16 protein-coding genes are annotated in these 13954 nt (G+C 58.2%); 8 read left to right on the forward strand and 8 right to left on the reverse strand.

Annotated features, from left to right (window positions below):
* Positions 1-9 precede the first annotated feature (9 nt).
* The 5 genes from VGL70_01805 to VGL70_01825 all read left to right on the forward strand — a co-directional run bounded on the left by VGL70_01805 (position 10) and on the right by VGL70_01825 (position 5271).
* Positions 10-1011 carry an extracellular solute-binding protein gene (locus VGL70_01805; GenBank protein HEY3302250.1) on the forward strand — a complete coding sequence of 334 codons (1002 nt, stop codon included), beginning with the start codon at positions 10-12 and terminating at the stop codon, positions 1009-1011.
* Positions 1012-1016: 5 nt separating this feature from the next.
* Positions 1017-1853, forward strand: coding sequence for an ABC transporter ATP-binding protein (locus VGL70_01810; protein HEY3302251.1), 837 nt, complete (start codon positions 1017-1019; stop codon positions 1851-1853).
* A 166-nt stretch (positions 1854-2019) separates the two neighbouring features.
* Positions 2020-3237, forward strand: coding sequence for a Gfo/Idh/MocA family oxidoreductase (locus VGL70_01815; protein ID HEY3302252.1), 1218 nt, complete (start codon positions 2020-2022; stop codon positions 3235-3237).
* 33 nt (positions 3238-3270) lie between these two features.
* Entirely contained in the window at positions 3271-4368 is a 1098-nt protein-coding gene (locus VGL70_01820) for an ABC transporter substrate-binding protein (GenBank protein ID HEY3302253.1), read from the forward strand.
* A 546-nt stretch (positions 4369-4914) separates the two neighbouring features.
* Entirely contained in the window at positions 4915-5271 is a 357-nt protein-coding gene (locus tag VGL70_01825; GenBank protein HEY3302254.1) for a GIY-YIG nuclease family protein, read from the forward strand.
* Positions 5272-5313: 42 nt separating this feature from the next.
* Here VGL70_01825 and VGL70_01830 read toward each other — a convergent pair whose 3' ends face one another.
* Positions 5314-6255 (reverse strand): ornithine cyclodeaminase family protein, encoded by a 942-nt coding sequence (locus VGL70_01830; GenBank protein HEY3302255.1) that lies wholly within the window; start codon positions 6253-6255, stop codon positions 5314-5316.
* Between the two features lie 123 nt (positions 6256-6378).
* Between VGL70_01830 and VGL70_01835 the strand changes: the two genes are divergently transcribed.
* The 3 genes from VGL70_01835 (at position 6379) to VGL70_01845 (ending at position 9367) form a co-directional block, all read left to right on the forward strand.
* Entirely contained in the window at positions 6379-7059 is a 681-nt protein-coding gene (locus VGL70_01835) for an SH3 domain-containing protein (GenBank protein ID HEY3302256.1), read from the forward strand.
* A 37-nt stretch (positions 7060-7096) separates the two neighbouring features.
* On the forward strand, positions 7097-7810 hold the full coding sequence (locus VGL70_01840; protein ID HEY3302257.1) for a methyltransferase domain-containing protein: 714 nt from the start codon (positions 7097-7099) through the stop codon (positions 7808-7810).
* A 285-nt stretch (positions 7811-8095) separates the two neighbouring features.
* Positions 8096-9367, forward strand: a complete 1272-nt coding sequence (locus VGL70_01845; GenBank protein ID HEY3302258.1) for an MFS transporter — start codon at positions 8096-8098, stop codon at positions 9365-9367.
* Positions 9368-9463: 96 nt separating this feature from the next.
* Here the strand turns inward: VGL70_01845 and VGL70_01850 are convergent, their stop codons facing one another.
* From VGL70_01850 to VGL70_01880, 7 genes are all read right to left on the reverse strand, one after another.
* Positions 9464-10420: an ABC transporter substrate-binding protein gene (locus tag VGL70_01850; GenBank protein HEY3302259.1), complete on the reverse strand. Its 957-nt coding sequence runs from the start codon at positions 10418-10420 to the stop codon at positions 9464-9466.
* 87 nt (positions 10421-10507) lie between these two features.
* Entirely contained in the window at positions 10508-10897 is a 390-nt protein-coding gene (locus VGL70_01855) for a hypothetical protein (protein ID HEY3302260.1), read from the reverse strand.
* Positions 10898-10966: 69 nt separating this feature from the next.
* On the reverse strand, positions 10967-11401 hold the full coding sequence (locus tag VGL70_01860) for a hypothetical protein (GenBank protein HEY3302261.1): 435 nt from the start codon (positions 11399-11401) through the stop codon (positions 10967-10969).
* Positions 11338-11550, reverse strand: coding sequence for a hypothetical protein (locus tag VGL70_01865; GenBank protein HEY3302262.1), 213 nt, complete (start codon positions 11548-11550; stop codon positions 11338-11340). The genes VGL70_01860 and VGL70_01865 overlap by 64 nt, the downstream gene beginning before the upstream one ends.
* Before the next feature lie 3 nt (positions 11551-11553).
* The gene (locus VGL70_01870; protein ID HEY3302263.1) at positions 11554-12027 is read right to left on the reverse strand and encodes a PIN domain-containing protein; all 474 of its coding nucleotides are present in this window, start codon (positions 12025-12027) and stop codon (positions 11554-11556) included.
* 106 nt (positions 12028-12133) lie between these two features.
* Positions 12134-13156: an ABC transporter substrate-binding protein gene (locus tag VGL70_01875; GenBank protein HEY3302264.1), complete on the reverse strand. Its 1023-nt coding sequence runs from the start codon at positions 13154-13156 to the stop codon at positions 12134-12136.
* Positions 13116-13880, reverse strand: coding sequence for an SDR family oxidoreductase (locus VGL70_01880; protein ID HEY3302265.1), 765 nt, complete (start codon positions 13878-13880; stop codon positions 13116-13118). The genes VGL70_01875 and VGL70_01880 overlap by 41 nt, the downstream gene beginning before the upstream one ends.
* Between the last annotated feature and the right edge of the window lie 74 nt (positions 13881-13954).

Here is a 13954-nt window from a genome sequence, read left to right on the forward strand (position 1 = left end):
GGCGGAAGGATGAAGATAAGACTCATTTCTGCGCTCATCGTCTCCGGCTTTTTCGCTTTTACGGCGACAGCCGCCGAAGTGCAACAAAAGGCGGAGGCGGAGGGCAAGGTCGTTCTTTACGCCTCGATGAACAACGCCGACGTGAAAGCGCTCGCCGACGGATTCAAGCAGCTCTATCCCAAGATCGACATCCAGTTCTATCGCGCGAGCGACGCGCCGCTCATGGAAAAAGTGATGACCGAAGCGCGAGCGGGCAAGCCGCTCTGGGACGTGATCGCGACGACGGGCTTCTACGGCCACTTCCTCAAGAAGCGGGGGATGCTCGAAGCCTACGACTCGCCGGAGAGAAAATACTTTCGCGACGTCTATAAGGACCCGCAGGCGTTCTGGACTTCCACCTACACGACGTATTCGGTCGTCGGCTACAACACCAAGCTGGTGCCGAAGACAAGCATTTCAAAGTCTTATCAGGATCTGCTGAAGCCCGAATGGAAAGGGCAGGTCGGGATGGAGGCGCGTCCTTACGAGTGGTTCGCCACCACGATGAAAAATATGGGCGGCGAAGAAAAGGGACTCGACTTCATGCGCCGCTTCGCCCAGCAGCAGCCGCAGGCGCGCACCGGGAGGACGCTCATCGCCCAGCTCGTGGCCGCCGGCGAATTCAAAGCCTCCGTCACGGTCTACTCGCAGAGCTATGAGATTCTCAAGGGCAGCGGCGCGCCGGTGGAATGGGTGGCGCTCGATCCGGTCTACGCGAGCGTTCATCCGACGGGCATCGCGGCGAAAGCGCCGAACCCGAACGCGGCGCGCCTGCTGATGGACTACCTCCTGTCCAAGAAAGGCCAGGAGATTATCCGCTCTCTAAGGCGGATTCCCGACCGAACCGACACGCCGCCCGATCCGCCGCGCCTGATCGAAGGCATCCGCCCCGCGGTCACTTCGGCCGAGGTCTACGACGACTTCGATCGCTACATCCGGCTCTTCGGCGAGACTTTCAAGTTCGCAAAATAGCTCTTATGCGCGTCGTCATTCACGGGCTGACCAAAACTTTTGTCAGCGGGCCGAAGGGCGAGAAAAAAGTGCGCGCGCTCGGCGGCGTCGATCTCGAAGTGAAAGACCGTGAATTTTTCGGCGTCATCGGTCCGACGGGCTGCGGCAAGACGACGCTGCTGCACATACTCGCAGGACTGGAAAAGCCGACGGACGGCACGGTGGAGTTTGTCGGCGAGAAGCGCACCGAAGCGATGGTCTCGATGGTGTTTCAGGACGCGGCGCTGATGCCCTGGCGAACGGTGGCGAACAACGTCCCGTTGGGGCCGGAGTTCCGCAAGCAGCCGGTTCCCATATATAGAAGGGTGACGCAGTTCTTCCTCGAAATGGTGCGCATGGTCGATTTCAGCGGCACCAACCCGCTCGAGCTGTCCGGCGGCATGAAACAGAAAGTGGCGATCGCGCGCGCGCTAGCCAACGATCCGGAAGTGATCGTCATGGACGAGCCCTTCGCCAACCTCGACGCCCAGACGCGGCTGCTGCTGCGCGAAGAGCTGATAAGCATCTGGGAAAAGCACAAGAAGACCGTGATCCTGGTCACGCACAACCTCGAAGAGGCGGTGATGCTCTGCGACCGCGTCGCGGTGATGAGCGCTTCGCCGGGTGTGATCAAGAGCGTGGTCCCGATCGACGTCAAGCGCCCGCGCGGCATCAAGAGCATGAGCGACCCGGACTTCATCCGCTGTATGGAAAAGATTTGGGAATTGCTGCGCAACGAAGTCGATCGCGCGATGAGGGAAAACCACCCGTCGAAAGCCGAGCAGCCGCCGGCCCCGAAGAAAAAGCACGATTGGTGGTGGTAAACATTGAGAAGAAAGACGAAGAGTTTTTTGTGTTTCTTGGGTTTATTGAGTTACCCAATGAACTCAATGAACCCAAAGAACTCAATGAACCCAAATAACCCAATGAACCCAACAAACTTTTTGTACTTCGTACGGATTGCTCGTGAATGAACCGGGAGATGAAAAAATGGCGGACACTTTTAGAACCCTGAAAGTCGGCGTCGCCGGCCTCGGCGTCGGCAGCACGCAGATTATTCCTGCGTTGGAGAAGATGCCCGGCATGAAGCTCGTCGCCGCGGCGGATTTGCGCAAGGATGCGCTCGAGGCGTTCAAGCAAAAGTACGGCGGCCGGGTTTACGACAGCGTGGAAAAACTCTGCGCCGACCCGAAAGTCGAGGCCGTTTGGATCTCGACGCCGAATCAATTTCATTGCGAGCACGTGATCGCGGCCGCCGAGCGCGGCAAGCACGCTGTCGTCGAAAAGCCGATGGCGCTCACGATCGAAGAGTGCGAGAGCATGGTCGCCGCGGTGGAGAAGAACAAAGTGAAGCTCCTCTGCGGCCACACGCAGAGCTTCAATCCCGCCATCCGCGCCATGAGGAAGGCCATCGCCTCCGGCGAGCTGGGCGGTCTTCGCGCGCTGCATACCTGGATGTACACCGACTGGATGCTGCGTCCGCGCATGCCGGCCGAGCTCGATCACAAGCTCGGCGGCGGCGTCGTTTACCGGCAGGGACCGCACCAGATCGACACGATCCGCCTTCTCGGTGCCGGCATGGTCAGGAGCGTGCGCGCCGTGACGGGGCAGTGGATGAGCGAGCGGCCGGCGCCGGGATATTACTCCGCGTTTCTCGAGTTTGAAGACGGCACGCCGGCCAGCGTCGTCTATAACGGTTACGGCTATTTCGATACCTCCGAGCTGACGTGGGGAATCGGCGAACGCCACTACAACCAGGAAGAAAGAGCGCGCGTCAGAAGCCAGCTCAGAAACAAAACGCTGGACGAAGAAAAGGCCAAGGAGGCGATGCGCTTCGGCGGCAAGAGGGAAGGCGAGTTTTCGCACGACGCTGCGGTTCAGGCGGATCGGGCGACGCACGGGATTCAAGGCGGCGGCCATTTTTTCGGCATCACTTTGGCCACCTGCGAGCGCGGCGACATCCGCCAATCGCCCGACGGGATTTATCTCTACGGCGACGAAGGCCGGAGAGAGATTCCCGTCACCGGACGGAGCGCGTCGCGGTTTTCCGAGTTGAACGAGCTTTACGAGGCCGTGACTCAGGACCGTCCGGTTTATCACGACGGACGGTGGGGCATGGCGACGCTGGAGGTCTGCTTGGCGATCATGCAGTCGGCGCGCGAGCGACGCGAGATTTTTCTCGCGCATCAGAGCCCGACGTCGGATTGAAGATTCACGAACATCAACCAAAGGAGTCTCGTTATGAAAATAAACTACGGTACAGCCGTGATTTTAACCACGGCATGTTTGATCGCGCTGTCCTTTTCACCGGTTTTCGCCGCGAGCGCCGAGGATCTGCTCGCCGAGATCAATAAGCTTCCCGCGAGCGAGAGACAAAAACGGCTGGAGGAGGGTGCGAAAAAAGAAGGGACTCTCACGGTCTATTCCAACCAGGGACTAGATACGATCCGGGCCTACTCGGAGGGCTTCGGCAAGAAATATCCCTTCATCAAAGTCGACTCGACCCGTCTTCAGGGCGCCAAAGGGATGGAGCGGATGCTGCTGGAGCACAGGATCGGCAAGTTTCAGGCCGACGTCGCCGGCGTGGATTTCGACAACATCACCGAGTTGCTCAAAGGCGGGGTTCTCGGACGTTACGATTCGCCGGAGAAAAAGGCTTACGCGGGCCAGTTTTGGGACAAGGACGGACGCTGGTATGTGACGGATTACACGCTCGTGGTGATCGGTTACAACAGCAAGCTCGTGAAGCCGAGCGAGGCGCCGAAGAGTTACGCCGATCTGTTGAACCCGAAGTGGAAGAACGACATCTCGATCGACACCGAGCCCGAACAGGCGGTCTTCGCCTGGCTGCTCGATTGGGGCGAGGCCAAGACCGTCGAGTATATGAAAGCGCTGATGCGAAACGGCGCCGTGCCGCGCCGGGGCCACACGCTGCAAGTGCAGCTCCTGTGCAGCGGCGAGACCAAGATCGCGGTCGAAGTCTATCCCGCGAGGATCGCCCAGATGAAGCACGAGAAGGGATGCCCGCTCGAAATGGTCTTTCCCGATCCGACGCCGGGCTCTTTAGGAAGTCATTCGGGAATCGCCAAGGGCGCCGCGCACCCGCATGCCGCCGCGCTTTATCTCGACTATATTTTGAGCGCGGAGGGCGCCTCGGCTTTGGCGAAGAACGGCGGTCTGCCCGCGAGAAAGGGCGTGAAAGGGGCGTACGAAGAAGTTTCCAACTTGGATGAGAAGGGAATCCGCATGATCCTGATCGGTCCCGACAAGATGCCGGTGGTCAAAGACAAAGGCTACAAACTCATCGAGGACATCATCATCAGAAAGCAGATCCAGTGAGGTGTATGATGAGATTCACGGTCTTTGCCTTGGTCGCCGCTTTCTTTGTGGTGGTGGCGCTCGTTCATGCTCAAGATTGTAATAACCCGCAGACGCAAGCCGAGATGAATCAGTGTGCGACTAAAGATCACGAGGCAGCGACGAGAGAACTCAACGAAATCTATAATAAATACCGAGATCGACTTAACAAAGAACAGAAGGAGGGCATTCAGGAAGTGCAACATGCGTGGATGAGATTCTGTGACCTGACGTGTAGGTTTGAGAGTTCTGGGGTAGAGGGCGGCAGTGCGTATGGGTCGCTATATCAGGTTGTCTAACTCGTATGACAAAGGAACGAACAAAACAGCTTCAAAGATTAGCGACTTGTAAAGAGGGCGATCTTAGTTGTCCCGTGTGGCGGTGAGATAAGTTTCTTTTATTTTTTAGTTCTCAGCGGCAGTTAAATTCCGTTCGCCCTGAGCTTGTCGAAGGGCGTCCTTCGCGAACCTCAGTGTAGGAAAGGTAGGGCTGGCACAAATTAACTGCAAAGCTAGAGCAACGAGAGTCATGAGTTTTAGCGTTTACATTCTGCGCTGTGCCGATAATTCCTACTATACTGGGCATACGGATAATCTTGAGCAGCGCCTGGCAAAACATCAGGCTGGTGAAATTGAGGGTTATACCTCGGCTAGACTTCTCGTAAGGTTGCTGTTTTCAGAGCAATTCGAGACACGGGAAGAAGCCTTAGCCTGTGAGCGGCAGATTAAAGGTTGGAGTCGGAAGAAAAAGGAAGCACCGATGCGGGGAGATTGGAACGAGATATCTCGATTAGCTCACCGAGTTCGCCCTTCGCGAGCGGTAGAGCCTAACGCTAGAGGTGTTCGTCCTTCGACGGGCTCAGGACGAACGGGGTCGAAGGGGTGATCAAGATATTATTATCCATACTAAACCTGGAAGGGATCATGCTCAGATCTCTGAAACTTTTTTTACCTTGGCCTTTTTCTTCTGCGCCCGCTGTAGAACGTACCGCCCTACCGCCAGGTCTTCGTCGGCGATGCCGTTGGATTGAAAGAGTATCCTAGCCGGACGCGGCGCGGGGCAGCCGTCGGCGACGAGTTTTTCCAGCGGGATCACATTCTCCCACTGAATAATTCCTTTCGCGCATGCGGCGATCAAGTCGCCGCTGTCCGTCTGCGCCGTGGGAAGATCGTCGGTGACGATCAAATCCATCCGCTTGATCAGCGCGCCGGAGACCTCGTGCTTCACCGGCTGATTCGCGCCCATCGAGATTACCAGGACTTCCGGCTTGAGGCGGTCGCCGTCGATGAGAGGCGAGGCCGCGTCGGTGGCCAGGACGAGAACGTCCGATTCCGCCTCCAGCTCTTCGAGCGACGAAGACTCCCGGAGTTCGACGGAAATCTTCCTTCTCATCTCCTTGATGAACGCCCGAGTCTTGTTTGGATTGCGCCCGTAGATCAGAACGTGCCGGACGCGGCACGCATGCACGATCGCTTCGACTTGAAAAGTCGCCTGCCATCCCGGGCCGGCGATTCCCACCACGTCGGTCTTCGGCGGCGCGAGATATTTTGCCGCGACGCCGCTGGCGGCGCCGGTGCGGAGACTGCTGAGATACTTGGCGTTCAAGATCGCGCGAATCTCGCCCGTGCGGCCGCTGTAAAGAGAGATCGTATTCGACGCGCCGGCGTAGGCGCGGAGACAAAGCAGGTCCGCGCCGGCGTGCCACGCCGCCATAATGTTGAGCTGCTTTTGGCTGCCCTTCAGCCGGCGGCGCGGCAGGCTTTGCACTTTGCCCGCCGCGCGATGTCGAAAAATCTCCTCGACGGCTTTGATCGCCTGCCGCATGTCGATCAGTTGTCGAGTTTCCTTCTCACCGATGATCGCAGCCATTTCCTTCTTTTCCTCGCGATAACTCACTTAACACAGCCCACCTATCTTGGAAAGCGGCGGAAGGAAGTGCATAATACGTTGCAGATTTTAAGTGTGAGCGGGAGAACCGTCGAAAGAGGCGGTATGGGAGATAAATATCCAAGGTGGACCTACGTCGTCATCTTCGCGCTGCTGATTATCGTCGTTGTGCTGGCCGCTAGGGCCGTCGTCCGGAAAAAAAGCGCCGCCGTCGTCGAGCCGCCGGCGGAGCAGAGCGCGAAGACTTCAGGCGATAAAGATTTGTCCGGCAAGGAAGGGCAAGTTCGGGAGCTCAGAAGCGAAATCGCCGGGTTGCGCAAAGAGGCGGAGGCGAATGCCAAGAAGGCGAAAGAATTGGAGGCCAAGCTCGACGAAACCAAGAAGGCGCTTGTCGCGGCGCAGCAAAAACTCAAACTGGCGCAGAAGCAAGCCGAGCGCGTCGCCGCGGCTCCGTCTTCGACGCGAAGCGCGGCCCGCAGCGTCGAGCCCGTCCCGTCTCAGGCGAGAGAGAGAACCGCGGCGAAGAGCGCGGCGCCGGCGCCGCCGCCGAGCGCGAGGCGGCCGGCGGAGGCGGGCACGTACGAAGTCATCCGCGACACCGCCGTTCTGGAAAAACCGTCGATCTCTTCGCGCGAAGTGGCGCTGATCCAACAAGGGACGACGGTGAACGTCGTCGGGTCGCAGGGGGAATGGCTCGAAGTGCGCTCCAAGCACGGCAAGCCGCCCGGGTATATCCGCCGCGAGGACGCCATGTTCAGGCAGGCGCGGGGGGAAGTTATCAGATGACCCAAACCATCACCAGACCATCAAAGGAGGAACAGCGATGAAAAAACTATCCGTGATTTACGGCATTCTGGGCGGTCTGTTGTTTTTGGCGGCCCCCGCTGCGGCTCAAGACTATAAGGCGATCCTCGCCAATCCGGAGCGGCCGGAGAACGAGCGGGCGTTGGACGCGATCCGCAAGCCCGAAGAGATGCTCAAGTTCTACGGCGTCAAGCCGGGCGACAAGGTGGCCGATCTCATGGCGAGCCGCGGCTACTACACCGCTATTCTCTCGCAGGCGGTCGGCCCGAAGGGCATCGTCCATTCGGCGACGCCCACGTTTCGCGACGAAACCAAGGAGCGTTTCAAAAATCCGCTCTACGCCAACGTGAAGCTCGTCGAAGGCGGCATGGGAACGGTCGCTTTGCCTGCGGACGGCTCGCTCGATTTTGTTCTCATCAACCTCGACTATCACGAGGTGGACCGGGCCGACCGCGAGGCGATGAACAAGAGAGTTTTTGCCGCGCTAAAGCCCGGCGGAGCCTACGGAGTCGTGGACCATTCGGCGCAGGACGGCGCGGGGGATACGGCGGCGAAGACGCTTCACCGCATCGAAAAAGCGCTGGTCGTGAAGGAAGTGACGGCGGCGGGTTTCAAATCCGGCAAAGAAGGGGAGATGCTGAGGAATCCGGACGACCCGCGCACGGGAAACTCGCTCAAAGAGGCGCGGGGGAAGACCGACCGGTTTGTGCTTAAGTTCGAAAAGCCAAAATAATCAGCAGGCCATAAAGGCTGATATGCGCAACCGCCCGCCCGCGAGTCTCTCTCCGGGCCGTTGCGATACGTCTGTGTTACGCGGCACGAGAGTTTTAAGAAAAATTCAGAAGTACGCTTGATGCTCCTCGTCCCACGCATCGGCCCTTCGAGAAACCCCCGTGCGTGCGGTTGCGCATAAGCGTTTAACCGCCTTCGCTGCGCGAATATTTTCTAGAAAGGAAAATCCCTTCCTGCTAATACTGGTTTTGTTGCGCTCATCTACGTATCGCTAAGAAAGCAATCTTTGGAAGCGCGTCACACGACCCGGGAAGAAGCGGCGGAGAAAGCCGCCGCTTCGCGATTCAGACACGGCACCTTCTCCTCACTCCGTCACCTCAATTACCGCTATCTTTGGACCAGCACGGTGTTGATGAGCGCCGGCCAGTGGATCCAGCAGGTGACTCTGGGATGGCTGCTCTACGATCTCACCGGGTCTGCGGTGCTGCTCGGCGCGCTGAACGGCGTGCGCGCGCTGCCTTTCCTGGTGGCGGGGCCGATCGCCGGGGTGGCCGCCGACCGCCTGGAGCGGAAGAAGCTGATGCTCAACACGCAATACGTCTTGATCGCGACCGCGATCGGCATGGGAACCCTGGTCGCTTCCGGATATCTCGAGTCCTGGCATCTGTTTGTCTTCACGCTGTTGACCGGCATGGCCTGGGCCTTCAACGAGCCGGTGCGCCAGAGTCTCGTCCCCGCCATGGTGCCCAAGCATGAATTGATGAACGCGGTGGCGCTCAATTCGATCGGCTTCAATCTCAACAAGGTCCTCGGCCCGGCTCTCGGCGGCGTGCTCATCGCCGCGTTCGGCGCCGCCGGCAATTTCTTCGTTCAGAGCGCCGCCTACGCGGGCGTGCTGTTGATGATCTACTGGATGCGCGTCCCGCCGGCGTCGGGGGAAGCGCGGAAGTCATCCGCGCTGGCCAATCTCAAGGAAGGATTCGCCTACGTCTGGTCCAATCCCACGGTCCTGGCGATCATGGCGCTGGCCTATGTGCCGCGCGTCTTTGCGGTTCCTTACCAGACGCTGATGCCGGTCTTTCAAAAAGACGTGCTCGGCGTCGGGCCGGAAGGACTGGGTCTCCTGATGGCCGCGCCGGGCGCGGGCGCCGTGCTCGCGGTTCTGCTGCTGGCCTCGGCCGGCAACCGAACGAGGCGCAAAGGGCTGTTGCTGTTGTGGAGCCTGATTTTCCTCGGAACTTTTTTGATCCTGTTCTCCCGCATGACCTCGTTTCTCCTGGCGCTCTTCATGCTGGTCGGCGTGGGAAGCTTTCAGATCGCCTTTATGGCGACGACCAACACGCTGTTGCAACTGCTCGTGCCCGACGCATTGCGCGGGAGGGTGATGAGTCTCTACATGCTGGACCGCGGGCTGATGCCGGCCGGGGCGCTCGCGGCCGGAGTCGCCGCCCACGTCATCGGCGCGCCGGCGACCGTGGCGGCTATGGGCGGAGTCGTGATCGTGCTCGCGCTGTTGATCTCATGGCGCGTGCCGGTGCTGCGAAAGATACAAACTTAAGGCGTGTGTCAAAAGGATGAGGGCTGAGGGTTGAAGGATAAAAAGAGGAGGATTCATCCTTCCGCCTTCACCCTTCATCTTTTTTGCGCTGAGCCTTTATGGCCGGGCTGCGTAGAGGCGGTCGATAAAGCCGCTGTCGTCGATGGCGCGCAGGTGGTGCAGATCCCAGGTCTCCATCGGTCCGACCGATTTCATCGCGGGGTCTTTTCCCACGTCCAAGTCGTAGACGTTCTGGATCGCGCTCGGCAGCGGATAGGGCTTTTTCGAAAGCAGCTTGGCCCATTCGCGCTGGAGATGAACGTAGTATTCGTCCTCGCCGAGGCCGTAGCGGCGGGATAAGTTCTTTTTCAGAATCCGCGCTACTTCCTCCGGCTTTGTCTTGAAGAAATGAATCGCCTCGATGAAGCCCTTGAGGAAGCTCGTGACCGTGTCGTCGTTGGCCTTGATGTAGTCGCTCGTAGCAAGCAGCGTCGTATTGTGGATAACCGGCCGGTCCGGCAGCTCAACCTGATGCAGTCCTTTTTTCTCACCGTAAAGATCGAACGGCATATCCACCAGGGCCGCGGCCGCCTCGCCGGAAATGACGCGATCGACGAACTGCAAATGTTTTCCCGACATGGTTTCGGTGGCTTCGATATGAATCTCATCCGGTTTGAGGCCGCAAGTTTCCAAGACCGCGTGCAGATTGCCGGCGACGCAAGGCGCCTTGGTGTGACAGATAATCTTCTTGCCTTTCAAGTCCTGGACGCCGCCAAACTTCGGATCGGCCATGAGGCGGTCGTCCCAATTGTTCTGCGCCTGCGCCAGATAGACGAGCCGCTTCTCCCCGCGCGCTCGCTCGCGGTAGGTATCGTGGTGCAGCCCGCTGACGAAGTCGATCTCTCCGGACAGAACGAGCTTGGCGCGATGCGCCATCGTCGGCGCTTTGGCGCCGCCCACGACTTCCAGTTCCAGCTCGAAGCCGTATTTTTCCATCACCCGCGATTCCTTGAAAACCGTGAGCAGCGGCAGGTGGGACGAGTCGCTGGCGAGAAGCTCTAGAGTTCGAAGCATAGATGCCTTTCTTGTCCGGATGTCGCGCGGCAAGACCGATTCTATTATACCGGCGGCTGGACGCAAGTCACGGAGGGGTGCAGGTTCTTAGCTGCGCTCAACGACCTTGATCTCCTCTTCATTCAATCCATAGAGGTGGTACACGATGAGATCGATGAGGCGGTCGGTAATGGCGAGTTGGCTCTTAAGCGGTGAGAGTTTGGTGACGCTCTTTTGAAAGGCGTCTTTGAGGACTTCATAAAAATCCTTACTGCTGGGATTTTGTTTGAGAGCCTTGCTATTTTCCTTCAGAACCTCCAGCAACTCTTTGAAACTGTCTTCGTCATAAGCCCTGATTCTTGTTTTGTTCTTCAGATTTTCTATCTTTGCCCCGATAGCGAATTCCAGCCACTCTAAGAATCCTTTTGTCTCACCTTGCTTCTCCCTATTCATCTCAATCATTCGCTCAGCGAGAAATGCGAGCAAATCGTGCACCACATCTGCCTGCTCTGGTTTCTCCTTTAAACACTGGTCTACGAATCCGGTGACACTCACAGATGGCGGAAGTTAGTTTGAAAAACTTTTCCTTTCCTTGGTATGGGAGAGCGGTTTTTCTGGAAGCCGAGTCAGGGAAAAGAGCCAGATCGGGCTTCTTTGTTCCATAGCGGGAGGAAGGGAGGGCTGAGGTTCTAGAACATAGCCAAGTTCTTTCAGGATCGGCCGGATAAAGTTATCTTCGAGTGAGTTTTCGTTGAGGAGCGGTAGTTCCTTCTTCTGCGAATCGTAAACATCCTTCAGCTTGAGGAATAATTTGGAAACATCGGCTTTCCAATCTTCCTGCTCCTTGAGAATGTTCGAAAGGTAATATTCAGAAAAGAGGCCTGAATTGTGGAACGGAAACAGTTTGCCAGATTCGCTGGCCATTGATGGCGGGAAACCTAGGGGATGATCTTCGCGCGCTTGACCAAGCGGTAGATCTCGTCGAGCGATTTTCCGCGCCAAAAGCGTTTGATCTCTTTGACCGAGTCTCCTTCGCCGCGCTCGAAGGCTACGAGGAAGCGGGTCGCTTTAGCGGCACCCATTTTTTTCACAAGGGTGTTCCAGCCTTCTCGAATCACTGCTTCTTCGACTTTCCTGGCGGGTTTACTCATAAATCACCACTGCATTTCGCCGATGAAGTCCACTGGATTCAGAACCCTTAAGGTGCGGCGTTGGATTCCAATACTAGCAGAAAGGGACCGCTTCTTAAACCTCTTTGTTATTCCATCGTCACACGTCAGAAAATAACTGCTCTCTGCAAGTAGCGCACTTGCCACGTGCAATGCGTCGCGCGGTTGTAGCTTGAATCTCTCCACAACGCGTCTGGCTAGACCAAGTGTTTCTTCCGTCATGTCGTGATGGTCCTTGGCTAAATGGAGATAGCCGGATGCCTTCGCTCTTTTATCCGGCGATACGATCCCTCGAAGCTCGAAAACCAGGATTTCGGAAACGACTAAGGCAACCTCATCCTGGATTATCTTGTCCAAGATTCTTTCAAAGGCTTCCGTCTCCCGACGAATCCTCCCGATTGTCTGATCGTCGAACGGCCGGCAAAGGACGTTGGTATCTAGATACAGTCGAAGGGCCATAGCACAGGTTCCAGCAATAGCGTCGAGGTGCCCATATCATAATGGCACAACGTAAAAAAGATTGTGGCGGGAAAAAGGAGTCAAGCCGCCTCGCGGCGGCGCGTTTTTATTGTATCCCCAACTCCCTCTGAACTTCTCTCAGCAGCGCCATGTCGTAAGCCACTGAGACGGGTACGTTGGTTTTCCTGGTCTCCTGCTGGATGAAGCCCCACTCGATGCCGAGGTCGTCGTCGGTGAGCAGCCCGTTGGGACTGAATCCCGCTTTCGAGAGATCGTAGACCTGGGCGGCGTCTCTTTCGCCGATGTGCGCCAGGGCCATGATGATTTTGACCGTGTCGCTCCGGTTGCTCCGGACAAATTGAAGACCCCTCAAGGTCGCGCGCAGCACGCGTTTGATCATTTCCGGCTGGCTTTTGATTTTGCTCTCATGCGTGCCGAGCCCGGCGATAGGATGGGCAATGATCTCCGCCGTGTTGCCCAAAAGACGATAGCCCTGATTTTCCAAGACGACGTTGGCAGGCGGCGGCATCAAACTACCCTGCACAAGATTTTTTTCCAGCGCGGCGATGCGCGCCCCGGTCGCGCCCATCGCGAGCAATTGATACTCGCCTTTTTTAAGGCCCAGGTGCTGGAGGTGCTTCTCCGTGAGGATCGCCTGCGTGTTGCCGAAGGAGCTGACGGCCAACACCTTGCCCTTGAGGTCGGCGGCGGTTTTGATCTCGGGCCGGACGACGAGAGAGAAAAGCGGGCGCGTGTTGAGACCCGCGACGAGCTTCAATCCCAAGCCTTGAATGGCGCCGTTAAGGACGGGAGAAATGTTCAGCGAGAAATCCAGATCGCCGGTGGCGAGCGCCGCCGTGGCGATATTCCCGCGCATCTGAATCAACTCCGGCTCGAGCCCTTGCTGGCGAAAGAAGGCTTTGTCCACTGCGACCTTCACCGGCAGCCAGGTCATGCTCACGGCCGAGTAAGACAGGGTGATCTTTCTCGGCGCCGGCGCCGCCGCTTCGGTCGTCGCCGTCAGGGCAACCGCGACGCACAGCGACAGGATCGCGATGAAAGGAGCGTGACCGAAGCGCCGATTGGTCTCAGCGAGCGATCCCGGTCGATGCGTTGGATGTTTTCTCATTCCAGTCTTTGGCTTTGATCGTTTGACCCGTGACGAGCGGCTCTTCCTGGCGGCAGAGGGACAGCACCAGCGGGACGACGATCTCCGGCGAATTTCCGCCGCGCCCATCGACGTCGACTCGGCCGCCCGGGTGAATCGCGTTGGCGCTGATACCGTGCTCGCGCATTTCTTCCGCCACCGTTTTCATCAAGCCTTCGACGGCGTGCTTCGACGCGCAATAGGGGCTCTTGCCCGGAACTCCGTGGCTTCCGGCGTTGGACGACAGGCTGATGATCACGCCTCTCCGCCTTTGCATCATGTGCGGCAGGGCGAAATGCGTGCAAAGAAACACCGCTCTCAGGTTCACGCCGAGAACCAGGTCCCAGGTCGCCACGGAAAGCTCGTGCGCGGGGCACATCTGGATGCAGCGCCACGGCTCGTAGAAGCCGTCGTCGTGTTGTTCCATTCGGAGCCCCGCGTTGTTCACCAGAATATCCAGGCCGCCGAGGCGGTCGATGCAGAATTGGATCATCGCACGCGCGGCGGTCTCCTGGCTGAGGTCGCCGGCGAAAAACTCCCCCGCGCCTCCCGACGAGCGAATTTCCCGTAGAACGGTCTGTCCCTCGACGGCTCGGACGTCGGCGACCAGAACCTTCGCTCCCTCGCGCGCCAAGCCGAGCGCGATGGCGCGGCCCAAGCCGCTTCCCGCGCCCGTGACTACGGCAGCTTGTCCGGTGATATCCATGACGCATTCTCTCCCTTGGCTCTCGATCGGCAGCGCGCGCGTTAAATGCGCGCTCTTGGCGTTGGCGGCATTGC

It is taken from the genome of Candidatus Binatia bacterium (genome assembly GCA_036504975.1).
Classification (GTDB): Bacteria; Desulfobacterota; Binatia; order UBA9968; family UBA9968; genus JAJPJQ01.